Annotated in this window: 13 protein-coding genes; 1 reads left to right on the forward strand and 12 read right to left on the reverse strand. The window is 61.2% G+C overall.

Annotated elements, in window-relative coordinates; all coding sequences use genetic code 11:
* Positions 1–266: 266 nt before the first annotated feature.
* Together ACSQ12_RS05260 and ACSQ12_RS05265 are read right to left on the reverse strand one after the other, a co-directional pair.
* On the reverse strand, positions 267–1703 hold the full coding sequence (locus ACSQ12_RS05260) for a PIN domain-containing protein (protein WP_436064604.1): 1437 nt from the start codon (positions 1701–1703) through the stop codon (positions 267–269).
* 585 nt (positions 1704–2288) lie between these two features.
* On the reverse strand, positions 2289–2984 hold the full coding sequence (locus tag ACSQ12_RS05265; protein ID WP_436064605.1) for a hypothetical protein: 696 nt from the start codon (positions 2982–2984) through the stop codon (positions 2289–2291).
* Positions 2985–3260: 276 nt separating this feature from the next.
* On the opposite strand from ACSQ12_RS05265, the gene ACSQ12_RS05270 reads away from it, so the two are divergent.
* Complete coding sequence (locus ACSQ12_RS05270; RefSeq protein ID WP_436064606.1) at positions 3261–6416, forward strand: DUF3427 domain-containing protein; 3156 nt, start codon at positions 3261–3263, stop codon at positions 6414–6416.
* A 236-nt stretch (positions 6417–6652) separates the two neighbouring features.
* Here the strand turns inward: ACSQ12_RS05270 and ACSQ12_RS05275 are convergent, their stop codons facing one another.
* The 10 genes from ACSQ12_RS05275 to ACSQ12_RS05320 form a co-directional block, all read right to left on the reverse strand.
* Positions 6653–6976: an HNH endonuclease gene (locus ACSQ12_RS05275; RefSeq protein WP_436064607.1), complete on the reverse strand. Its 324-nt coding sequence runs from the start codon at positions 6974–6976 to the stop codon at positions 6653–6655.
* Between the two features lie 768 nt (positions 6977–7744).
* Positions 7745–10897 carry a helicase C-terminal domain-containing protein gene (locus tag ACSQ12_RS05280; RefSeq protein ID WP_436064608.1) on the reverse strand — a complete coding sequence of 1051 codons (3153 nt, stop codon included), beginning with the start codon at positions 10895–10897 and terminating at the stop codon, positions 7745–7747.
* Positions 10887–12767, reverse strand: a complete 1881-nt coding sequence (locus ACSQ12_RS05285) for a phospholipase D family protein (protein ID WP_436064609.1) — start codon at positions 12765–12767, stop codon at positions 10887–10889. Before ACSQ12_RS05285 ends, ACSQ12_RS05280 begins: the two co-directional genes overlap by 11 nt.
* Positions 12760–13968, reverse strand: a complete 1209-nt coding sequence (locus ACSQ12_RS05290; RefSeq protein ID WP_436064610.1) for a DUF6361 family protein — start codon at positions 13966–13968, stop codon at positions 12760–12762. Before ACSQ12_RS05290 ends, ACSQ12_RS05285 begins: the two co-directional genes overlap by 8 nt.
* 100 nt (positions 13969–14068) lie before the next feature.
* Positions 14069–17200 (reverse strand): type III restriction-modification system endonuclease, encoded by a 3132-nt coding sequence (locus ACSQ12_RS05295; protein ID WP_436064611.1) that lies wholly within the window; start codon positions 17198–17200, stop codon positions 14069–14071.
* Positions 17201–17205: 5 nt separating this feature from the next.
* On the reverse strand, positions 17206–19161 hold the full coding sequence (locus tag ACSQ12_RS05300; RefSeq protein WP_436064612.1) for a site-specific DNA-methyltransferase: 1956 nt from the start codon (positions 19159–19161) through the stop codon (positions 17206–17208).
* 19 nt (positions 19162–19180) lie between these two features.
* Complete coding sequence (locus tag ACSQ12_RS05305; protein ID WP_436064613.1) at positions 19181–19846, reverse strand: DUF4391 domain-containing protein; 666 nt, start codon at positions 19844–19846, stop codon at positions 19181–19183.
* Positions 19839–23117, reverse strand: coding sequence for a helicase-related protein (locus ACSQ12_RS05310; protein ID WP_436064614.1), 3279 nt, complete (start codon positions 23115–23117; stop codon positions 19839–19841). The genes ACSQ12_RS05305 and ACSQ12_RS05310 overlap by 8 nt, the downstream gene beginning before the upstream one ends.
* Before the next feature lie 422 nt (positions 23118–23539).
* Positions 23540–23836, reverse strand: a complete 297-nt coding sequence (locus ACSQ12_RS05315) for a hypothetical protein (protein WP_436064615.1) — start codon at positions 23834–23836, stop codon at positions 23540–23542.
* Positions 23820–24341, reverse strand: a complete 522-nt coding sequence (locus ACSQ12_RS05320) for a hypothetical protein (RefSeq protein ID WP_436064616.1) — start codon at positions 24339–24341, stop codon at positions 23820–23822. The genes ACSQ12_RS05315 and ACSQ12_RS05320 overlap by 17 nt, the downstream gene beginning before the upstream one ends.
* Positions 24342–24378 lie beyond the last annotated feature (37 nt).

A 24378-nucleotide genomic window follows, 5' to 3' on the forward strand; every position in this document is an offset into this window, starting at 1 on the left:
ATCAACGCCGTGAACCACTTCGCTGATTCGGGCACACTAGGGGCGCCCGGCTGTGGCCGGGCGCGCCCTTTTCCGCGCTGACCTTCTCCGTCGCCCTGCAGATTGGCGAGCAGCTGTTTTGCGCTGCGTTCCTCGGCGGCCTGGTGGTGCAGTTCTCCTCCGGTCTCGTCGCTGTGCGCGATGGCCAACGACGCTGTCGTGGCCAAGGCGAAATACGTGGCCACCGGCCGAGGGGGTGGCAGACGCCCGCGAAAAACCGCCGTGCGCTATGGGTTCGTATCTTCCCTATGCCCCTGTACGTCTGGATCATCCTCGTCAACAAGCGCTTGCTCCCCGAGTTTGGTCATGCTGTCGATGATGTGGGGTGGCATGGTGATGTTGGAGAGTCCGCCGAGTTTGGTCATGCTGTCGATGATGTGGGGTGGCATGGTGATGTTGGAGAGTCCGCCGAGTTTGGTCATGCTGTCGATGATGTGGGGTGGCATGGTGATGTTGGAGAGTCCGCCGAGTTTCGTGATGCTGTCGATAATGTGAGGTGGCAGGGTTACACCGCTGCGGAACTGGGTGGCCAGATATGTGCCAACGCCGCTGGACTCACCAAAACCAGCTTGGTCGAACAAATCCCACAACCCGCGGTTCGGATCGTCGGGAAGTGCTTCAATTCTGGCGATTTCAAACTCCTGCAGACGCCCTACGTTGCTGAACTTCACCGTTCCTGAGACGCGGAGTACTTTGGTGTCGATTGACAGCATTTCCGAAAGATCACTGGAGAATCCGAGCACCACTGCTTCTAGATCCACAACGTAGTTTGCCGTCCAGTCCTTTTCGCCGCTGTTGGCTGCATCCGAAAACTTCCACTCCAAGTCGGTGGACAGAACCTCGTTAACTTCGGCAACAGACACAGTTGGCTCCAGCGCGACGTCTCTAGCGGGGACCGTCAACGTCATGATCTCTTTGTTGAGCATGTTGGCCAGTAAGTCGAGGTTGATTGCCTTGGTAAGTAGATCAAGTTCTTCAGCTGCAACGGGACCGTACAAGGCGGATACGTGTTGGGCTAGAGAGGCGAGGCTTCTGACGTACTTAACCCGATCCTGCAAGCCATGGCTGGACAGTTCCTCCTGCAGCTGCTGATTCCAAGGCGTTGATATTTCCTCTGCCGCTCCATCGCCCTCAGCAATCTTCTGCCTTGATACTGCCGGATCCCCAAAATCACTAGTGTTGTCGCTGACGAACCACACTTCATCGGTCGAGTGTCTTGTCGCCACGTCGATTAACGTGAGCCAAATGAGAGTATCCCTGTAGTTGTCCTTGGTGGCTTTGGCCTTGTAGGGAGCTATTGTCCGGGAGGCGCGCCTTGCTACCTCCAGATGGGGTACTTCCGGTACGGGCACCACCTCAACTCCCAGTTCTGTGAGTTTTTTACTCAATGCACTTTCATAACTATCAATGCGATCCTGGATGGTTTGGACTATCTCGTTGACATTATCCTGTAGGCCAAACTCACCGACTTTCGCCTTGGAGAAATCGTCTCTTTGGGTAACCCTATCCCTAGGAACGACATTGACGGCTTCCATGACCACCACTTCGGGAACCAATAGCCTGACCTTCCCGTTAGCGTTATGCGCCGACAGTGAAAACCACTCTGGGCGGGTAAGGTAGGGGGACATTTTTAGAATATTTGTGTCAATGACGACGGTGATCATTCCCTAAGTATCTCTTGCAAGACCGGTGCGGGTGACATTGTGCGCCATTATGGGCAGCGGTCAAAAATGCATGCCCGGTGCCGGATACCCCTTCCACGGCTCTTGAGACCTGCAGTTAAGACAAGGCCGGCTATGTGCTGATATCAAGCTGCTGGGTCACCGCATCTTTTGGCGTTGACCAGCGGCACTGTGATGCGCACCTCTGGTGCCGGCGGGCCGGCCAGCCCGCAACCGTCTTTCACAGGGGGGCAGCTGTTCGGAGACGTGTGCCGGCCAGCCTGGTGGTGGCGCAGTTCCGGCCTCGTGGAGCAGGCCAATGCGTCCCGCCTGCCGTACGCGCCGGGCCGGACTCCGTCCTGCCCAAGGCAGTCTTCGGCGCCTTCACCGCTTCCACTTTGGTGAACGCGTCGGCAGTGCTTCATTGAGTGCGCCATCGCCGTTCCGGGCACCAGCTGAACCGGATGTCTTATGCGGTGGTCTCTGTAGTTGGAGCCGTCATCTGCGCCTACCTGCTCTGCCAGTTGAACAGCAACGCGGAGAAGCTGGTGGACATGCGTGAGCAGACTCAACGCATGCCGGCACACGCTATAGCAGCCTCGAGTGACCGACGCGAGCCGCACTCTTGGTTCTTCGGGCCAGGGCTTCCTCTTGCCTTCGGCGCGCCCGTCGCAGCTTCTTTGCGTGTTTGTCTATCTTCCTGTCGAACTTCAACCGACTTTGGTTGATTAACTTTCGGGATTCGCGAGCCTCATGAAGTCTTGGGACTCTCGTGAGAACGTCCGGGCGCACTGTCCCATCTGCAGAGAACACTAGATCGTGCTCGCCTATGATCTGTTCGCTGGCTTCAATTTGCATCTCCAGTTCCATCCTGCTCAAAGCCTTCATTTCGCGACGGTATCGCTTTTGAAGCACCTTGAATTCCTTTTCAGACACACGCAGTGAGCGCTTAGCCCTGCGTACCTGGGGATGGAGATCATGGAGGGCGATCAATCCAAGCGGCAACAGCGGCAACGCGATTACTTGGAATGCGATGACTGAAACGACAATCAAGGCGAGACGTTCTGCAAGCGCATTCGATGAGCGCTCTTGCAGATGTGCGAGGGAAAGATACTCCACATAGGCAAGCAGGATGACAAGGACAATTCCGTAAGCTGCCGACCAGCGACGATCAAACGTGCTGAGACTGTGCCACTTGTTGTTCTTATAGACTGTCGCTAATGTCAAAGCCAGAACCGGTATGACTGTAGCTATTGTCGTCCAATAATCAGGGTTTTCCCCCACGTTTATTCCTCCAGTCTGGGTACAGTCTATTTTACTTCCGCAATGGGAAGCATTTGGACGGCTACCGGGAACTTTTGCCATCCCGCCCCGCAGACGACGTAGTCGTTGCTGCAATGATTTGAAGTCCAGGATCGTATGGCGCAAGAAGCCTTGTGTTTTCGAGTCGCCGCGCCACTCCATATAATTGGGTTAGCCGGTCCCAGCCAAAGACCATGTCGCGATAGACACGGACACTGGACGTTTGGTAGTCCGGACGCCGGACAATACCCTGGCGAGGTGACTAACTTCATTGGGGGACGGGCGACGAAGCGGCTGCCCGAGGGATTGTATGAACTTCTCAGTACGGACGCGCTGGGTAGCGTACTAAACAACGAACCGGAGCTACAGCCCACGTTCGCGCAGGTGGAAGACGATGACGCTCCAGAGATCCTCGCACGCAACGTTGCCGAAGCCGTCCGCCGGGCCCTCACAGCGGCCAAGCCAGGGGACCGAGTCGCACTGGCAAACCGCCTCCTCCAAGAGCTGAACACCACGGACCGAATCGCCGCCGGGCCCACCCAGCTCCACTCCCTCCACCGCCGGGACACCCTAAAACGCAGACAACTCCGCCGCCCCACCACCAAGCTGAGCGAATCCGCGCTACTGACCAACAGCAAGGACGATCCGAACCTTGCAGCCGAGCTCCGTACGGAAATTGAATCCGCCAACACCGTCGATCTTCTCTGCGCCTTCGTCCGATGGACAGGCCTCCGCCTCCTCCAGCCGGCGCTCGAAGAGCTCAAGGAGCGCGGCGCCAAACTCCGAGTCATTACCACCACCTACATGGGCGCCACAGAACGCCGCGCCATCGACGAGCTCGTCACGCGGTACGGCGCCGAAGTGAAGATCAACTACGAAACCCAGGCCACCCGCCTGCACGCCAAGGCCTGGTTGTTCCGCCGGGACTCCGGCTTCGACACTGCCTACGTCGGCAGCTCCAATCTCAGCCAGGCTGCCCTCCTTGACGGCCTCGAGTGGAACGTCAGGCTCAGCTCAGTCGGCACACCAACACTGCTGCAGAAGTTCGAGGTCACCTTTGACAGCTACTGGGAGCAGCGCGCCTTCCAAAGCTACGATCCGGAACGCGACGGCGAAAAGCTGGACGCCGCCCTGGAACGCAACGGCGGCCGGCGCACGGCAGTCCCAGGCGCGGCCACCGGGCTCGAAGTCCAGCCGTTCCTCCACCAGGAGGAAATGCTCGAGGATCTGGAAGCCGAGCGTCTCAAGGGCTTCAACCACAACCTCGTGGTCGCTGCCACTGGTACCGGCAAAACCGTCATTGCTGCCCTGGACTATAAGCGCCTGTGCGAATCGGCCGGCCGCGATCTGAAGATGCTCTTCGTCGCCCACCGGCAGGAAATCCTGAAACAGGCCATGCGCACCTATCGTGACGTCATGCAGGACGGCGCCTTCGGCGAGCTCTACGTGGGGGAGCACAAACCCGGACAGTGGAAGCACATCTTCGCCTCCGTCCAGTCGCTGTCCTCGCTCGGCATCGAACAGCTGGAGCCAGACTTCTTCGATGTAGTCGTGATTGACGAATTCCACCACGCCATGGCACCCACGTACCGGCGTCTGCTGGACCACCTGCAGCCGCAGCAGCTCCTCGGGCTCACCGCGACGCCGGAACGCGGCGACGGCGTCGACGTCGCTAAGCAGTTCTTCGACGGCCGCACCGCCAGTGAGCTTAGGCTGTGGGACGCCCTGGACGCTGACCTGCTGGTGCCGTTCCACTACTTCGGTGTGTCGGACGACGTCGACCTCAGCCAATTGGAATGGAAGCGCGGCAACTACGACACCACTCAGCTGAACAACCTCTACACGGGCAACGATGCCCGCGCCGCCAAGGTGATCCGCGAACTCCGCGACAAAGTCACCAGCACGGACCAGATGCGGGCCATCGGCTTCTGCGTCTCGGTCCAGCACGCCCATTACATGGCCGAAGTGTTCAACCGGGCAGGTATCGCTTCCGTTGCGGTCGACGGCAGCACCGACGAGGCCGACCGCGCAGCGGCGCTGGAGCGCCTCCGGCGGCGGGAGATCACCTGCATCTTCGCCGTCGACCTCTTCAACGAAGGCCTGGACCTGCCGCAGGTGGACACCATCCTGCTGCTCCGGCCCACGCAGAGCGCCACGATCTTCCTCCAGCAGCTGGGGCGTGGGCTGCGCCGTGCCGAGGGCAAGGCCGTGCTGACCGTTATGGACTTCATCGGCCAGCAACGGCGTGAGTTCCGCTTCGATCTGCGCTACCGGGCGCTCACCGGCTACGGGCGCAAGGAGCTGGAGAAGGCCGTCGAGGACGAGTTCCCATACCTGCCCTCGGGCTCCCAAATTGTGCTGGACCGGGTGGCGCAGAAGGTGGTGCTGGACAACATCAAGGCCCAGCTGCGGTTCAACAGGGCACAGCTGGTCCGGGACATCGCCTCGTATGCCGAGACCGAACTGGAGGCTTATCTGGAGCAGTCCGGGAACGACGTGAAGTCGATCTACCGTTCGACCAGGGATTCCTGGACCGGTTATCTTCGACAGGCGGGGCTGATCGAAGGGTTCTCGCCGTTGGAGGCGGCCCTCAGCGGGAGGATCGAGGAGCTCTCGGATGCCGATGAGAAGAGGCTCCTGGGTCGCATGGCTGCGCTTATCCATGTGGACGACCTGGAACGCGCCGAGGCGTACTCGATGCTGGTCGGCCCCGGTGCGCCCCGCTACGCGGAGCTCGGAATGCGCGAGCAGACTTTCGCCCGGATGCTGTTCTACACGCTGTGGGATGACGGCGGCGGTTTTCAGACGTACGACGCCGGCCTGGACTACCTGCGCGGCTACCAGTTTGTGTGCAGCGAGATCCGCCAGATTGTGAAGCTGGGAGTTGCTGCCTCCAAGCATGCTGCCAAGGGTCTCGGTGCCGGCCTGCAACATGTTCCGCTACTTTCGCATGCGACGTACCGCCGTGAAGAGGTCCTGGCGGCCCTGCAATACGGCTCGCTGGAGCTCGGCAAGAACGTGCAGCACCGTGAGGGTGTGGCCTGGTGCCCGGCTACGTCTACCGACGCCTTCTTTGTGACCCTCAACAAGGATGACAAGAAGCACTCAGCGACGACTATGTACAAGGACTACGCCATCAGCCCGGAACTGTTCCATTGGGAGTCGCAGAACGCGACCTCGCCCGGAAGCCCGACAGGGAGGCGGTATCTGGATCGGGCCTCGCACGGCTCGAAGATCCTAATCTTTACGCGGGATACTGCGGACGACGAGACCGGACTGACCGTTCCCTACACGTGCCTGGGCCAGGTGGACTACGTGCAGCACGCTGGCGAGAAACCGATTGCGATTACCTGGAAGCTGCACCGGCCGATGCCGGCTGATGTGTATGCCACGGCCGCTGCGGTGGCACAGTAGTTCGCTGAGAATGCCTCTAAACACATCGCCGCTCCAGTTCAAGGACGTTCGCGGGCCCGGGACCCGCGTCTATTCCGGGTGGTCCACGGTGCTCCGACTGAAGGCACGAGCAAACACCAGGCCAGTCAAAGTTGATGCCACGACGCGCCCCGTTCGGCTGATCTAAGACGAAGAGCCGTGGCCCGCTGGCGTCGTGCGCCAAGTTCTGCGGCCGTATTGCTTCACGTTCGCCCGCTCTAATCTGCGAAGAGATAGCTCCTCCTTTTCTTCAAGGCCCTGCGCACTTTGCGCGCTTCCCACTCTTCGAGCGTGCTGTCATGCTTCGACTGATTGCAGCGGGCGCAGGCGGGGGTCACATTGGAAAGGCAGTGGGGACCACCCTTGGCGAGCGGAAAGACATGGTCCATCTGCAGGCGGTGTGGCTGCGAGTTGCAGTAAGTGCAGCGAAAGTCGCAGGCGACCAGGACATCCAGCCACTGCTCGTAGGTGAATGCCTCGTAGCCCGGGTTGTCGTACTTCAGCGCCCGGCGCTTGCCCTGCACAAGGGACTTCCGAGTCAAGTAGGTCTCCCGGTCGGTCCGCAGTACATGAGCGGCCGTCCGGCACGAGGGGCTACAGAAGTACCTGTTGATCCGTGTGCGGGAGATGTCCACTGCGCAGAACGGGCCTAAACAGATGCGAGGGAACTCTGCAGCGCGCTTAGAGGCGCGGTACTCCTGCTGGTAGTGCCGGAAGCACATGTCGCCTCGGAACTGGCCCGTGGGGTCAGTTTCACTGGTAATGCCACAGCCCTCAAAGGTGCAAGGTTTGACGGGCCGGGGGCGTGCCATACGAGCCAATCGTAGCCGCCGGCGTTCCTCTTTCTTTGCGGCGTTCTTGGCAGCGATCTCATCGGCGTGCCGGGCCGCTGAGGCTTTTTTGACGCAGCTGGGGGAGCAATAGACTTGATCGGAGCGGCCCCTCACGAAGTCCTTGCCGCATGGCTCCCAATCGCATTGGCGGACCTCCGCGACTGGCGGGTGTTCCTCGGCATACTGAGCCCTGATCCGGTCACCATGCCGGAAATAGTGAGAGTTGGCATTGCACTGTTTTGAGCAGTACTTGGCATCGCTTCGACGACCGACGGGGATGGGCTTGTTACACTTTGGCAGGGCACAGATTCTGACTTCTTTCATGACACTGCATGGTATGACGGCACGCCGACATATCAAACACACAGCCGTCAAATCGCCATTCGGTCGTGGGCCGGGCTTTTTCGATCGGCTGCCCTGGGGATCGAGTCACGGAACTGCTGATGTGTTCCTTCGGCGTTAGCATCCGAGCTCAATTCACGGCCGCAGATTCAGTGGCTTACTTTCCGTCCCATCCTTGATCAGCCCCAGCAAGTCATCCTGCCGAGCCTGGCCCAGCGTCAGCCGGTACTTCGCCAGCCCGGCCAACATGTGCTTGGTTCGCGGCACATCACGGCTCAGCGGATGGTCCAGTAGCCGCCGCTCGATCTTGTGCACTCCCGGGTGAATCCAGTGCGGGGCGAACTCCGTACTGGAATCCTCTGGCCGTGCAGCGATCTCAGAGGCGGCCACCGAGAACAACGTCCCCCACGGATCCGTCACCCCAGGTTTCAGCACCGCAGCACCATGGGCTTCAGCAACGTTCTTCCGCACTGCATGCCCCAGATACCTGTGAACCCGGCCCTCTCGCTGTTCGAAATCAACCGGGTTTCCGGGCACGTTCCAGTGAATGACCGAGTGCGCCCACCAATGGAAGTCGATGCCTTCCTGACCCACAGACGTTGAGGCCAGCACGAACGGCCAGAAGGGGCTATTGAAGGCGCGACGGACGTCCGGCATGCGGTTGCTGTCGCCGTCGTCGGTCTTCGCGTTGCTGTATCGGACGGCGAAGCGGACGCCCATCCTGAGGTCGTCGTGTGATTTGTCGGGATACTTGGCGAGCATCTGCGCTGGCTTGAGGGACAGAGAAAGCCGGATGTCGTTGGCTAGGTCCCAGAGGTTCGTACCATCGATAGGTTCCGGTCCCTGCTGGCTGCGGAGCTGGAAGACGTACTCGTCTAGAACAGCCTGGAGATTCCCTTCTTCGCAGTAGCGCAGGACCTTCTGCCAGTAGCCGCCTTCGGGGTAGAGCTTGTCCAGCAGCTCGGTGACATCGAGGCGATTGAACAGTGTGCGCATTCCCGTTGCCGCGAACACGGCAGCCTTCCACGTTTCGGCGCCGTCGAAGTCGTCGGGAACAACCCGCTTCAGGGCCCGGTAGAGACAGTTGGCGGGGGAGTTGACGGCCAGGTCTTCAAGGCCTTCCTCCCAGCCGGCCGGCTCGCCGGCGGAGGCCTCCAGCATCCGGTCCACGTGGGCCAGATAGAGCCCTGCCTCGGAGCCACCATCCTGCTCGGCGTCCCCGCCGTCCGAGGCTTTGCCCTGCCGTTGGGTGAAATCGTCCAGGTCCCGCAGCTCGCGCGTGGCCAGCTTCGCATCGTTCTTCCACTCTGCCGGCAGAGCGTCGGGCACCGAGAAGTAGGACGCCCAGGCGCCAAGGCGACTGGTTGAGTCGACGACGGCGCCGCCAACCATAGCGGCGCCGGCAGCTGCCGCCACATCCCGCACGGCGTCTCCGGGCACCACGGAACCACTGAGGGAGGCACTCTCCAGCGGGTCACCTGCCAGTGCCAAAGCAGCGTGGGGGATGAACAGCGCCAGCGTCGACATGGCCTGGGGCTCGCCGTCGCGGACTCGGAATCTGAGTCGGCCACGGAAGCGCTTGCGGGCCTCGGCAGAATTTTCCCCGTGCAGCGGCGACCCTTCCAGGATCTGCCGCTCGGCCTCGTAAGAGAGCATCGTGGTGATCGCTGTTGGGGCAGCGTTCCACGCCGAGAAAATCAGTTGCTTGGTGACATTCGGGCCCACCTCCGCGAAAGCCCCGGAGGGCTGCACATACGGGAGTGACGGCGGCATCCACAGGAGCTTCCACCAGCCCCGCCCGACGGTATGTTCACGCACGGCCCGGAATTTGGCGTTGTCAGTCTCCACGGCGCCATAGCTGCGATACGCATCGGGGTCGATGGTGGCCAGGGCCGGCAGCACCGGGTCAACGGCCTCGCGGTCGCAGTGGACCCGGCCGTCCAGCATCCTGCCGACCTTGTAGTCCGTCAGGAAGTGCGCGAACATCGGCACGGACTTCCAATACTCCATCGGGCTGCCGGTGCGCGCGGCACGGAACAGCGCAGACAGGGATTTGTAGCTGGTGAGGTCCCCGGCCCGAACATCGGTCGGTGCCATCTCGATCACGGACAGCATGTCGTCCTTGCCGAGCTGCGGCCGCTCCGTCCGGCTCATGAACATCTTGAGGCCGTCCTCGATGCGATGCGTCAGCGCATCGTCCGGAACCTGCTTCAACAGCTGTGTCCGCCGGTCATCCAGGTCCGATTCGACGCTTTCCATGTACCCCGGACGCTCGCTGCTCAGGAACCGCAGCAGCTGCCGGAAGTCAGCGGCATGGTCGTCGCCGTCGGCCTCGTTCGCTCCCGTGTGCGCCTTGTACGGTGTGGCCGAGAGAAGGATCAATTTGGCGCCCTTGTAGTTCAGGAACTGCCGGGCAAGCTCTGCCGCTGGATCCTCGTCGTCGGGCGCGGTGCCGGGGGAGTAGAGCAGGTCGCGGAAGCGCTGGAACTCATCCAGGATGATGAGGTCAGGTTCCAGGCATTCCAGTCCCGCCTGGGCCAGGTCGCCCCGGAGCCCGCCAATAATGGCGCTCATGCGGGGCTGGACTGTCGCCGCCCCGTCGCGGACGGCCTCACGCAGCGCCTTGCGGAAAGCGGGAAGGTTGCCGCTTTGGTGGGCCAGCGTGCGGAAGCGGTTCCGCAGTGGGACGGCGAAGCCGTTTGGGAACTGCTCGTGCATGTACTGGACGCGGCGCCCAAAACGCTGAGTGGAGGCGCCCACCCGGAGAAGCTCGACGGCGTCCGCATGCTGTTCCTCGTCGATGACGCCCAGCTGCGTGAGGATGCGGAAGAGCACGGCCCGCTCCTTGGCCTGGCCGGTGGCACCGCCAACGTTGAACGAGGTGCCCGGTGTCAGCGAGATGAAGTTGACGCGCTTCCGGGTCCCCGGTGCAGCAGGAGCGTTAAGTTTCGCCAGCTCGGTGGGCAGAAGTGTCAGCCGGCCGGACTCGATGATATCCTTCTGCCCAGTAACGTTCAGCCGGCCGAGGTTCTGCTTGGCCAGATCGGCGTTGGAGCAAACATAGACCACGTCGATCCGGTCCACGCCGGAGTCCCGCTGGTCGAGGCGCTCAATCGCTTTGGCAATGACGCCGCGGGCCACCATGCTCTTGCCCAGGCCGGTTTCATCCGCCACGAGGAAGCGGTTCGCCGGCTGGTCATCCAGGTAGAGGCGCTTGAAAACGTGTTCCACGGTCCGGCGCTGAAAGCCGCGGAGCCCGTCCAGTGCGGGCGTTGCATCAAACCCCATGAAGTTCCCCCATGTCTAATGCCTCGGTGGCTGCCGTCCACAGTGAGTGCAGCTGCTGAATCTCCGGATCATCGCCGCGAAGGGCGAGCAGACGGTCCATCACGACCTTCAAGTCCGGGAACACGGAAGCGGCGTCCGGACCGGCCATGGCGCCCACCATCGCCTCAAAGAGTCCCGCGGCGGACCCGTCCCCGAACCCGGAGCCGGCGAACCAGCCGGCGCCGGTTCCGGACCCCGGCAGGGCATCTTCCGGCGTGAGGAACAACAGCAGGAACTGGCGGAGTTTCTGCGGATCGTCCAGCTGGCGGGCGATGATCTCATCCAGCCGCCCCGCAGGATCGGTGCGCAGGCTGCCCTGGATCACGCTGCTCTTGGACAGCCTGGCTACCGGGTCCTCCAGCGTCAGCACCAGGTACGGGGTCACGTCTGCGAGCGGTATCGCATGGAAGGCATGTTCGTGGTGACCGCCGGAAGGCTCGACGACGGCGCTCGGCTGGGGGAGCGAGAGGAGCCGTAGCTTCGCGGTGAACTTGGGCGTCGGTGACCAGTCGTGCGAAACGGTCACCGTGAACGTGTTCTTGGTTCCGTCATCGGGGACGGCGTCGAGGAGGAACCCGTTCGCTGCAGCGTCCCGCAGGGCGTTCTCCAGCCGGAAAGCAGCCTCGTCCTCTTCGGTTCGGGTTTGGCCGCCTTCGCCGTCATAGACGGCGAAGGGAACGTCCTTCAGGCTTTCCCTGATGCGCTGCACCCCGAGGCGTTTCTTGGTTCCGCGCATTTCCAGCAGGAACTCCACGTTCTTGGTGAATCCTGCTTCGGTGGCGTTGGCGGAACCCAGGAGAGCGTAGGTGAAATGGTCGTAGTCGCAGAAGTACGCCTTGGCATGCAGGCCGGTCAGGTCTTCGGCTACGCGCAGGACCCCGGATTCGTCCGTATCGCTTACTCCTGACTCCGCCGACTCGGGGATACCGAGCTCGTCAAAGGCTTTGAAGGACGTGCGGGTATCGGCCACCGTTTTCTCGTTCAGGAGGTCCAGCTGGTCACCCCGAGAGTAGATGTAGAGGTTCTCCGTCCAGCGGTCTTGCAGCCTGCCTATCAGCCTGTCATCGAGAAAGGGCGAGATGACCAGTTTGTCCCGGCCCAAGAAGGCAGCGTCCCCGGTCTTGTTGTTGAGCGCGATGAAGTTCTCCGGGTCGCGGAGGTGGGCCACGATCGAGCCTTGTTCGAACTCGTCGCCCATGCCCATCGGTCGGAAGGTCAAGCGGTGGATGTCCTCGGGCATGTCCCAGCGGACTTCCGCCAGGCGGGAGGCGAGGCCGCGCACTCTGGCCAGCCTGTCGGCGTCGGGCTTTACGGTGCAGAGGTCCGGGAGCCCGGCGATGAACCGCGCCAAGGGTCCGCTGTCCGGGCCGGCATCTTCGGTACCCTGCACGGGTTCGCCGTCCAGCCGGACGAGGAGGTCCCAGCTGGCGTCGGTGGTGAGGTTACGGCTGCTGCACAGGAAGCGGTAGCGGCGCTCGGTGTCATTTTCGAATTCAAGGAGCCAGACCTTGGGGTGGAACAGCCCGCGCTTGACGCTGACCTGGTGGACCATTGGCTCCAGCAGCGCGAGCAGGTCCGACGCGTCCGAAGGTGCCTTGATGTGGCCTGCCTGGCAAAAGATGTCCACGCGGTCGGAGACCTTGCGGAGGGCGCTGAGGACGGCCACCGGATTGGTGAATTCCTCGCCCGAGCCGGCCACGAAGCTCAGCGGGACCGACAGGGCGCTGGTCATGTCCAGCGTGAACGTCGTGCCGACGGCGTGGGTGAGCCGGAATCCTGCCGGCGGGCGCAGCTGCTGGGTGAGTGCCTGCCTGTTTGCTGCCTCAAGCATTTAACTGACCTTCCAGTGCGAGTCCTGCGTGGATGTCCAGGACGTTCCTGCGGACCTGTGCCCAGCGAAAGGATAGAGACGCGACCTGCGTTGGCGGCTTCCAGGCTCGGAGTCGCCGTTCGTTGCGGAACCGCGAGTTGGACTTCTTCATCAGTCTTTCGCGGGTTTCGACGGCGGCACGAAAGTCTTCGTTGTCGATCAATTTGCCGGGGTCCAAGGCTGCCGCAAGCATGGCCCGCGCAAAGTCGGCTGTGTTGCCGTTGATGCTGTGGTTCATCGCCTTGGCACGGCTGAGGTAATCATCCACGTCCCAGCCGGCGAGAAGGCTGCGCTTGTTGCCACGTTGGTCCTCCCATGCTTCCAGGAGCTCTCGCGTTGGCCTGAGGGTGTCCTCGTCAGCGGAGAAGGTCATCCTGGAAAGCTCGGCGAGAGTGTGCTGATACAGGATGGTGGCCCCGTTGTGGATGAAGGAGAACGCTTCAGCGTCTTTGAGCCACTGCGCGGGTTCGCCCTCTGCGCTGCGGCAGGCCGGGTCCAACCAGGGAGCCCAGAGTCCGCGCTCGGGGCTGACTTCCGACCCGACAACGTGTGCCAGCAGGGTGCCCGGGCATGTGGTGAGGATGCGTTCTTGGAGCCAGCGGGCTTCTTCGTGGGACAACGTCAGTCCATTTTCTTCGGACTGCGGGAAGCCGTCGGGCGGCTTCGGGAGGCTCTCGTTCCAGACGGAGTAGGCGTTCTCGCCTTCCTCAGGAGCCGGGGCGTCGGCGCACATGAGCTGTGCGACGGCGGAACGGTCTGTTTCCGGGTCCACAATCCCGTACCGGCGCAGCGCCGACCAGTACGCCGCCGAAGGAAGCTGCCGCACGTTCCTGCCGGCATCGCGGCCGATGTAGCTGTTCTCACCCAGCTCCTTGAGCCGGCCGATCAGCTGCCGCTCGGATTCCTCGGCCCGCTTCCGCAGCTCCTCCGGTTTTCTGGTGACGTGGTGTGCGGTTTGGTAGGCCCACGGAACTAAGAGCATGTAGCGCGCGCCGAGATGAAGGACAGAGGTGCCTGGGAACAAGCTGTTGCTGATCGCGTCGCGGAGCTGGCCCATGCCGAGGTCGTCTGTAGTTTCCGGCGTGCCGAAGAGCTTAACGAGCTCGCGCATCTTCGAGTTTTCCTCGGTGGACGCATCGAGCCAGGAGATGAGGGAGGTCATTCGGCTGATGCTCTCGCTTTCTATTCAGAACTTGGCCTTGTCCGCGGCATGGACCGAGGGAATTGCCGCACCACCGCTGTCACTTCACGTCGAGCTCAGATCAGCTCGCATCGCTTGCCATCGCGAACCCCGTTTGGGCAGCCACCTGCGCGTTCGGACCAACGAGCTGCATGAGCTCGCTGTAGTCCGTGACGACGTCGTACGTGACGTCGTTACCGTTTTTCTCGTTCAGGGATGCGAAGAACTTGCGGGCACATTCGATCTTGGCGTCTTCGATGCCCTTCAGCTGGAGGGTCGAGAGTGAGCCCTTGGTCTCGGCGACAAAGTAGACGTGTTTGACGCTGCCCTCGGTGAACGCGATCGCCCAGTCCGGGTTGTAGTCGCCGACCGGGGTTGGGATGAAGAAACCGCGTGGGAGCTTCGCGTAGACCGCGACCTCCTTGCTGGTGTCCAGTTCAGCGACGAACGCACTCTCGATCTTCGAATCGGTGACAACGTAGTCGTAGATGTGCTTAGTCAACATGCCGCCTGCGTGCGTAAGGTCCTGTTTAGTCTGGTTCTCGGTGAAGATCGCCGAATCGAACCGGTCCTCCAGCGCGTCGTAGGTTAGGTGCTCGACGATGACAGTCGCTTTCTGCTCGTTGATGAGCCGAGCCGCCTCAGTAATGAATTGCTCCGGGTTGAGACGGAACTTCGCGAACGTCGCCGAGGACATGCCACGAAGGATCGCGGCGACCGTACGGCGGGTTAGCTGCGTCTTTTCGGTGATCTCCCCGAGCAAGTCGTACTTCACTTGTGAACCGGCACTGACCTCTTCGGTGTGGGTCTGCGTGGTCGACACTGCGAACCCGCCCCCGTTGGTGAGGTCGTCGGCGTCCAGCGACTCCCGCTGTTGGCCAGCCTGCACCACGTACTGCATGGCGGCCACGTTCAGGTGCTTGTCGAGCACCGTGATGCATTTACGGATCAACTCCTGGGAGTCGAACTCGACTTGGTAGACGGCCTTGTGGTTGATCCGGCTCCAGAGTGCTTGGAATTCCTTCTTCGCGAAGTTCTCCTCGTTGAGCGGGATTCTCTTCGGCTTGCGGTGATCGATCGGCAGGGGCACGTCGACGTACAGTGCATCCACGAGCGGCCAGACGAAGTCGATTACTGGCTCCAGTACCTCCGAGGTCGGCTCGGCGAGAGTTCCGGCCTCCTTCGCGTGCTTGTAGGTCTCGGAAATGGTGTCGTCCTCGTTGAGGTAGTCATTCTTGATGAGGTACTTGTACAGTGCCTGAGCAAGTGCTTCCTCAACGACCAACGCGCCGCTGGGTGTCTGGATCGTCTTACCTGAGAAGAATTTGATGCTCGCCTTGCGCGGCCGCGCAGCCAAGGACTCCGCGATCTCCTTCTGGAGGCCGACGACGAAGTCGGTGTACGACTCGTCGGTAACCACGGTCAGTTCGTTGATGTCGTGCACCGTCACCGGGTTGTCCATGCGTTCGCCATGTTGATCGACTGCCAAGCGCAGACCACGCCCGATCTCCTGGCGGCGGGAGATGGTGTTGTCGCTCTTCTTGAGCATGCCCATCACGAATACGTTTGGGTTGTCCCAGCCCTCCCGCAGAGCAGAGTGCGAGAAGATGAATCGTACCCGCTCCCCGAAGGACAGCAGACGTTCCTTTTGTTTGAGGATCAGGTCGTACGCGTCCGAGTCGGTCGACTGGCCCTTGTCGTCCCCCCGACCGCTCACCTTGCCCTCGACCTGACGCTTAGTCTTCTTGTCAATTGAGAAGTAACCCTCGTGCACGGAACGGACGTCATCTCGGCGTAGATACTCCTGATAGGCGGAGGTGGCCTCGTCGAGGGCGAGCTCACCTAGCACCTCATCGCGGACGGCGGCGTACTCTTCCTCGAACACGCGGGCGTAATCGCCGAGGGTGTCCTCGCGGTCGTAGTCGCGATACTTATTGACCTCGTCGATGAAGAAGAGGGAGAGTACCTTTATTCCCTGGCTGAAGAGCTCGCGCTCCTTGTCAAGGTGGGCGCGGATCACTTCGCGAATCTGGATGCGCCGCTTCGTTTCCTGTGTCACGTCGCGGTCGGCCAGCTGACCGGCGATGACGACGTCACCGTTGCTCAGCTCGATGACGTCGCGGGTGGCATCGATCTCGGTAACGAAGAGACCCTTATAGGCTTCAATTCCGTTGGATAGGTCGTGCAGGTTGGTGCCCACGTCGAGGCGCTTCACCTGACGCTTGATCGGGCCACCTTTCGTTTGCACCTCGATCTCAACCCTGGCTCTGGGCTTGGCAGCCTTGGCGATCTCGATCGCGTCCAAGTACAGGAAAGCGGTCGAACCCGCTAGGCCCTTGACGGTGATGCCGCGAACCGCAATCTTCTTGACCAGCTTCTGGTTGTATGCGTCGAGCGCGTCGAGCCGGTGGACCTTAGTGTGCTCGACCTTGTGTGTGGCGGAGTATCGCAGCATCATTAGTGCGTTGAACCGCGACAGTGCTTCGAGCGATTTGGCGGCACCGATCTTCTGGGGTTCGTCGATGATCACGATCGGCCGGTTCGCGCTGATGACATCGATGGGGCGACGCGACTGGAAGTCGTCGAGTACGTCGTAGATGCGACGGTTGTCCGCGCCAGTGGCATTGAAGGCCTGGATGTTGATGATCATCACCTGCACGCCGGCGTCTGAGCTGAACCGCTCGAGCTCGTGCAATTGGGACGAATTGTAGACGAAGGACCGAGGCTTGGTTCCGTATGCTTGCTGGAAATGCTCGGCCGTCACATCTAAGGACTTCTTCACTCCCTCGCGGATGGCGATTGAAGGAACGACGATGATGAATTTCGACCAGCCATAACGCTTGTACAGCTCCATGATCGTTTTGATGTAGACGTATGTCTTTCCCGTCCCCGTCTCCATCTCCACATCTAAATTGGGGGCTCCTGGGGCGGCATTGCTGTCGACCAGCTGGGCTGAGAGCGGCAGGTTCCGAGATTGCTGCACCTTGTGCACGTTCTCCAGCAGCTGCGCTCCAGTAAGGGCGATCTCGGCGTTTCGCAGACCCGAGTCGGGTGTCTGGCTGGTCTCGAATAGGGTTGGGTTTGCAACGGGCCTCACCTTGCCGGGATCGATCCGGTACGAGATGCCGTCGTGTTTGGGCTGACCTGCGAACACATCAACAACCGAGTCGACCGCGTTCGTCTGGTACTGCTGTACCTTAAACTGGAGCTTCATCAGGATCAGATCGCCTTTACTTCTGTCGCTGGAGACATCTCGCGGAAAATCTGCTCGGCATTTATACGGGCGTCGTCAGAGGCGAATCCTGCGTCACGGAACACCGCCCGTAGGGGCTCGCGCTTAGCGATGGTGCGCACAAGATTTGGTGTGATGTCCAAGCCGAAGCAAGCAGTCAGCGCACCATCCTCGACGATGAAGACCTCGTGACCGTCAATCTGCTCGACGGCGATGGGCATCGCAAGTTCGAGCCCCCAGTCAAGCAGCACCTGGAACAGCAGATCCTCACCTGAACGGTCAGACTTAACGCTGCTCTCTAGATCGGCCAGAGCGAGCTGATCGGTCTCGTCGGGAGACCTGAAAACGTCAGCCATGTTCGTGGTGGAGACCTTGAGCGAGCGGAAACCCACATCCAGGTTCTCGCCAGCGAGACCGGCCTTGTCAATCACCCGGGTGCCGGCCCGCCGGATGCGTTCACGGGCCAGATCAGCGATGGTGGAGTAGCCTTGGGCTGCCGCTTCGGACTTGGGGTTCGGTTTTTCATCGAGCTGCACGAGAATAAAGCGTCTGCTGCCTCCGTCGGCAAGATTCTGATCCATAACTGCGTGCGCTGTCGTGCCCGAGCCGGCGAAAAAATCGAGAACTATATCGTCTCCCGCGGTGACCATCTCGACCAGAGTCTGGAGTACGGTCTCGTCCTTGGGAAAGTCAAACACTTGGCCACCCATGAGGGACGCGAGTCGCTTCGAGGCGCCCCGCCCGTCCTGGTAAAAGACGCTGTAGGGTGCTTCCTTGTCGGATTCAGCGAGATAGACCTTGAGCGTCGGCCGAGTGGACTCATCGGAGCCAAACCGGATTCGATCCTCGGCAAGGAGAACTTCCATTCGTTCGGGCGCGAAAGACCAACCGTTCGGGTGCATGTTGACCGCTCTTCCCGTAACCGGGTGAACGATGTCATATCGTGACCGAGATGTCGGCTGAGGCTTACGGAGATCGCTCGGGAAGTAGATTCCCCGTGCGTCGACGCTTGAGTAGTGCTTGTTCCTCTTGCTCGGGTCCGAGTCCGGGAGGCCGGAGTACCAAGTCTTCAGCCCCTTCTCTACGACGGAATGATCATCCCCATGCTGTTGGCGAAGGCGCTTATACTCCCCATTTATCGCGTCGAGGCCCTTTTTCTTGATCTGCCACGAAACGCCTAACTCCTTTAGCGCTGCAAGGTTGCGCGCGAAGCACACGATGTACTCGTGCGAAGCCGAGATGTACTTCGAGTCATTTTTGCGTCCAGCGGCCCACACCATGGTGCCAACGTGATTAGATTCACCGAAGACCTCTGCTGCGAGCCTCTTTAGGTCTTCGATCTCGGAGTCATCAATTGAAATGAATATTGCCCCGTCTTCGGCCAGAAGGTTTCGCGCCAGCTTTAGCCGCGGGTAGATCATGCTGAGCCAGTCGCTGTGGAATCGACCGTTTGTCTCGGGATTGGCGACGAGCCGACTTCCTTCGCCGTCTGCCTGTCCAGACCTTGTCAGATACTCACCTGCCGTCTCTGCAAAATCATCGTTGTAGACGAAGTCATTACCCGTGTTATAGGGCGGGTCGATGTAGATGAGCTTGATCTTGCCAAGGTAGGACTCTTGGAGCAGCTTTAGGGCGTCGAGGTTGTCGCCTTCGATGAAGATGTTCTTCGTGGTGTCGAAGTCGACAGACTTCTCGCGCGCCGGCCGGAGGGTCTTGGCGATGGGAGCGTTGGCTGTGAACGCGGCGGCGCGCTTGCCGGGCCAGTCGAGCTGGTAACGTTCCCGGGGGCCTTCAACGATGTGGTCGGAGAGTTCCTGGCGCAACAGGTCGAAGTCGATAGCCCGCGAGGGGTTGCCCTCGACATCGAGCGTCTCGGTCACGACGCTGGGGAACAGCTCGGCGAGCCTTTCTATGTTGGCGTCGGTCAGGTTCGGTGACGTCATGCGTAGTTTCTCCAATTGCTTACCTCTGTTGCTCTAGCTCTAATTGCTTTGTCCTGAGGGCACGGCGCAGGTCGATCTTGCGGTTGAGCTGCCGCTCGGTGCGGAGCTTGCGTTCCAGCGCCGCGATCTCCCGTTCTAGCTTGCGCACGGATTGAAGTCTGGCCACCACGTCCGACATTTCCTCGCCCGGCCGCACAGTCACCGGCGTCAGCGGACCCAGAAGCGCAGTGTAGAGGGCGGGCAGGGTGATCGCGGTCGGGAGGAGCTGCCTCTCCGCGTTGGCGGGCTGCCACCCGGTCGAGTAGTAGGCGCTGAGTTGGGGTGCGCCGACGCCGAGCTGCTTGTGTGCTGCGACCATACGAACGGACCGATTGGCGCCGTCGCCGCGGGTGATCTCGAAGACAACCGGGAAGGGGATCGCTTTGTCGATCGCAGTCAACACCGGCTCGGACACGTCGTCCATCTTAGCGTCGATCTGGAAGACCTGGACCTCGGGCACCGCAGGGTTGCCGGGGAGATTAATCGTAACTTCTGCGAGTTTGTACGCCCAGGTGATGCGCTGGACCTCGGTGACGAACTTCTCCCGGATGGCGTTAGTGACGTGGCCGTTCTCGTAGAACTTCTCCTTCGGCACCCGGCTGCCGAACTTCGCCGCAACAGGCCATCGGTACAGCAGATCAGCCATTGGCTGGTACACCCTGGACGGGGTCGACGACGGCGATAAAAGCGATCAATTCGAAGTCCTCCAGACCTGCGATGGTCTGGGTCAGGGCCGTGGTGTGGCCTGCGCTGAAGAGACTGTCGATGTCGCGTTCCTCAGTGACATCGATCATCGAGTGAATCGCATCCGTGAGCAGTTCGGAGTACTTGCCCATCTCCGCGCCCTCGCGGGTAGCTGCATTGAAATCATGCACAACGTCGGTGACCGGTTCGTTGTAGGGGCGGCAACCTCCGCGGATGAGGTCGAGAAGGTGCTTGGCTTCGGTGTGGTCGCTGACGATGTTGCCGTCGTCGTCGAGGTAGACGAGGTAGTGCGGGTGGAGCCGGTTGCCGCGGTTAATGCTTTCGTCGGCATTCACGTTTCGCAGCGCGAAGATCACCCCCGGCTTCAACCCCTTGGCGGGGTCGGCTGGGATGACGGTGTGAAGGCCTTTGGGGACTGTAGAAAGGTCGCCGTACTCCTTGATGTAACCGAGCAGGTCCATTCGGAAGTCGTTGAGGCCCAGGTCGGTGATGGAGACGCCGGTGCGGACGTCCTCCAACTCGATGACCTCATCCTGGAGCTTGCGGAGCTGTTCTTTGCGGAACGCGGCGTCGGAGTCCTCGAGGGTGAGGACATTGTCGTTCGCGGTGCCCGCGAGGTCGGCGATGACCATGCGGTTCTCGACGCGCTCTTTGAGGTTGATGTATTCGTCAAGGGAGATATCTGGCCAGAAATTCACCAGCTGAATCTGTGCATTGACGGAGCCGATGCGGTCGATACGGCCGAAGCGCTGGATAATCCGGACCGGGTTCCAGTGGATGTCGTAGTTGATCAGGTAATCGCAGTCCTGAAGGTTCTGGCCCTCGCTGATCACGTCTGTGCCGATGAGAACGTCCAGCTCGCGGGTTTCCTTCGGCATGGTCAGGTGACGCTGCTTCGATCGCGGGGAGAACAGCGCCATCACCTGCTGGAAGTCGAACCCGGTACCCAAGGTGGCTTTCGAGCCTTGGCTTCCGCCCGTTATGACGGCAGTCTCCAGCCCAGCCTTCTGGAGTGCGGGGGCGAGTTCGCGGTAGAGATAGTTGGCGGTGTCAGCAAAGGCGGAGAACACCAGCACCTTGCGGTTGCCTGGGTTGATGGGACAAGCCGCCTTCTCGGTGATGAGCTGTTGGAGCTTCTGGAGCTTCAAGTCGTGGGCCGGGACGACTTTGCGCATCTCGTCGAGCAACTCGCGCAGTGTCTCGCGGTCGTTCCACAGGTCGCGCTGCCAGGACTCGATGTCGAGATCATCGAGGTCGATCTTGATCTTCTCGCCGAACGAGAGCGCCTCGACGTTCGCATCGTCCTCGTCATCCACGTCCAAGTCGAGACCTGCCAGGTCAGCGCTCACTTCTGTGAGTGGGCCTGCGTGGGAGTCGAGTCGCTGCAGGGTCCGGTTTACGGAGTCTTCGATCTTCGCAAGCGTTAGCCGGAACGCGTCAACCGAACTTTCCAGCCGCTTGAGGAGGTTCACGGTCATGAGCTTCTTTAGGCCCTGCTCGCGCCCCTGCTGGCCGAGGTTGGAACGGGCGCTGCCTGCCGTGACGTTGTAGAGGTCCTCATACTTGCTGATCCTGCTCGGGAACACGTAAGCGAGTGGGGTGTAAACGGCGAGGGTGAGGGCTTGGAGCTGCTCAAAGATGTCGTTGAAGCTCGGTGCGTCCGCCAGGTCGGTCAGCGGTTCACGGATTGACATTGGTGGCAGCCGTTCGGGGAAGGCACCAATCTCTGTGGTGTCGTAGAACGCCTGGATGTGCTTGCGTGACCGGGCGATCGTCACCGAATCAAGGAGTTCGAAGAAGTCGAAGTCGAGCATCTGAAGGATGCGCTCGCTCGTGCGGTCCTCCGGGGCGAGCTTGGACCACTCGTTGAAGACGCGCTGGGCGTCGCTGAAGACCTTCTCGACCGTCGTCGAGATGTTCAGGTGCTGGGCAAGGTTCTCCGACTCGCCCTCGTAGGCGAGCTGGAGCTGGTTCTTTAGGTCGTTGAAACGGTTGTTTACCGGCGTCGCTGACAGCATCAGCACCTTGGTCTTCACGCCCTCGCGGATGACCCGGCGCATAAGCCGCTGGTAGCGAGACTCTTTCTCCTCGGCGTAGTCGGCGTTGCGGAAGTTGTGCGACTCATCGATAACGATCAGGTCATAGTTGCCCCAGTTGATTCGGTCCAGTCGCAAGCCCAGAGACTCGCCGCCGGTGCGCGAGAGGTCCGTATGGGCGAGGACGTCGTAGTTAAACCGGTCTTCGGCAAAGATGTTTGTCGTGAGGTTGGCGTTGTAGTTCGTCCAGTTCTCGGCGAGCTTCTTCGGACAGAGCACCAGCACGGACTTGTTGCGCAGCTCGTAGTACTTGATCACCGCTAAAGCTGTGAACGTTTTGCCGAGGCCGACGCTATCGGCGAGGATGCAGCCGTTGTACGTCTCCAGCTTGTTGATAATCCCTGTCGCCGCGTCACGCTGGAAGTTGTAGAGACTCTGCCAGACCTTCGTGTCCTGGTAGCCGGTGCGGTCGTTGGGCAGCACGTCCTCGTTGATCTCATCGAGGAACTCCGCGAACAAGTTGTAGAGAATCAAGAAATATATGCGAGCGGGGGAGTTCTCTGCGTACACGCTGGCGATATGGTCGTAGACCGCCTCGGTGACGTCGTCGAGCTGTTCCGCGTTGTTCCAGATCTGGTCGAACAGCTGGATGTACTGCGCCGTCATCGGGGCCTCGTCGATGCGCTGCACCATGTTCGAGACCGCGTTGCCGCGCTCGTAGCCAAGGTCGGCGGTGGTGAAGCCCTGGAGCGGCATGTACGCGGCTTTGTCGTCCACGACAGCGAACTGCTGCATCGGGTTTCCAGTCGCGTTTGACCGGAAGGTGACCTTGCGGCGCACCCAGTCTGCGCACTCCTTCGCGATTGCTCGCTGGGTGAGCTTGTTCCTGAGCCGGACCTCGAACTCGGAGCCGTGCAGGTTAGACTCGGCTCGACCGTCCGCGGGAATGAAGAACTCGCGCCGCTCCTTAGGGAGCTTGCCTGTCACTTGAGTCGTCAAGAACGACGGCGAAGTGAAAATGAACTCCAGCTCATTGACTTGCTCGAGTTCCTTGCGAAGCGCCTCGAAGGCGAAGATCGAGAATGTCGAAGCGGCGATGCGCACCTTGGAACCGGCCGTGACCTGTGCCTTGAGATCGTCACCGAGCAGATCGTTGACGTTGTCGATGATCTTCACGAGCCCCCCGGCAGAATCACGAACCTCTGCTAGTTCAGGGCTCACTCAGCCGAAATTTATCATGAAATGCGGACTACCATCGGCATGATCGTGGAGGCAGCCGTCTTCCGTCAATCTAAAGTAGGCCCGCATGGCGGTGTCAACGCGAATACGGCCGCCCGTTTGTCATAGCCCAGATTATGGACCGGTTGTCGGCTAAAGCCAGCTACAGCTGACGAAACAATAGCGGCGGGCTTCGAAAAGCCCTAATACTGAGGGACTCTACCGCGCCACCAGCCCCGGCATCGCGCCCTGGATCGAGAAGAGGTCTTCGTGGTGACGAGGAGACCGACGTCCTCATGTTGTCGAGGATGCGGAACTCGGCGGGAGCACGTCCTGGGTGATCTTGGATTCACGTCGCGGCTGTAGTCGTAGCAGAAACTTCAGGCGTTCACGTCCACGCAACTCTCCGGCGACTCCACCGCAACAGCCGGCCGCCGGACAGCCTGCCGGGACGCGCGAACGGGAGAAGCGGCACCCACGGCCATCCCGCCGTCGGGCGTTCCCAGCAAGGCTTCCGCCACCCGGACAGCGCAACGCACCATCCGCAGTGTGTCCGTGCTGAGGGTATTTAGCGGACCGGAGGCGTCGAGCACGCCCAGCGGCCGGCCCAGCAGCCGGCCCGTGGCCGGAACCGTGATGGGCGCCGCCGTGCAGACCCACTCATGGTGGGTGCGCACCAGGTGCTCGGCGGAGAACAGCTGCACCGGTAGGCCCGGCGACCAGCGCCTCGCTGATCGCGTTGGTTCCGATCCCGGCCTCGGACCAGTCCGCCCCCTCAGAGAACTCCAGCCGGTCAGCCCGCCGCAGCACGTCCGGGCTGCCCACCCGCCACAGGATCTCGCCGCGGGCGTCGGTCAACACCAGCAGGTGCCGGCCGGAACTGGAATCGTCGGCCAGCAGGTCATGCAGCGCCGGCATGACCTGCTGCAGCCGGTGCTCCCGCCGCAGTTCCAGGACGTCGGCGGCGTCGAGCAGGTGCCGCGGGCTGTGCTGGTCCGGGTTGATGCCCAGGGCCATGGAGCGGCGCCACGAATCGGCAACGCCGGTGGGGATCTCCGGGCGCGGAACACCGGAGATGACCAGTTCGTGGGCGCGGCGCCGGGCACGCCTTGTCCTGGATCTGGACTCAAGCCCGTCGGGCCAGCCCCGCGCAGGTATTGTTGGCGAGGGGGGACCGTACACGGTCAAGGCCTACACCGGTGTTCGGGTTGACCGCGGC

The organism is Arthrobacter sp. LjRoot14, assembly GCF_964253905.1.
Classification (GTDB): Bacteria; Actinomycetota; Actinomycetes; order Actinomycetales; family Micrococcaceae; genus Arthrobacter.

Bases quoted from the DNA above. Each gene is read 5' to 3' on its own strand.
- ACSQ12_RS05260 (WP_436064604.1), bottom strand. From the start codon at position 1,703: ATGATCACCGTCGTCATTGACACAAATATTCTAAAAATGTCCCCCTAC.
- ACSQ12_RS05280 (WP_436064608.1), bottom strand. From the start codon at position 10,897: ATGGGGTTTGATGCAACGCCCGCACTGGACGGGCTCCGCGGCTTTCAG.
- ACSQ12_RS05285 (WP_436064609.1), bottom strand. From the start codon at position 12,767: ATGCTTGAGGCAGCAAACAGGCAGGCACTCACCCAGCAGCTGCGCCCG.
- ACSQ12_RS05290 (WP_436064610.1), bottom strand. From the start codon at position 13,968: ATGACCTCCCTCATCTCCTGGCTCGATGCGTCCACCGAGGAAAACTCG.
- ACSQ12_RS05295 (WP_436064611.1), bottom strand. From the start codon at position 17,200: ATGAAGCTCCAGTTTAAGGTACAGCAGTACCAGACGAACGCGGTCGAC.
- ACSQ12_RS05300 (WP_436064612.1), bottom strand. From the start codon at position 19,161: ATGACGTCACCGAACCTGACCGACGCCAACATAGAAAGGCTCGCCGAG.
- ACSQ12_RS05305 (WP_436064613.1), bottom strand. From the start codon at position 19,846: ATGGCTGATCTGCTGTACCGATGGCCTGTTGCGGCGAAGTTCGGCAGC.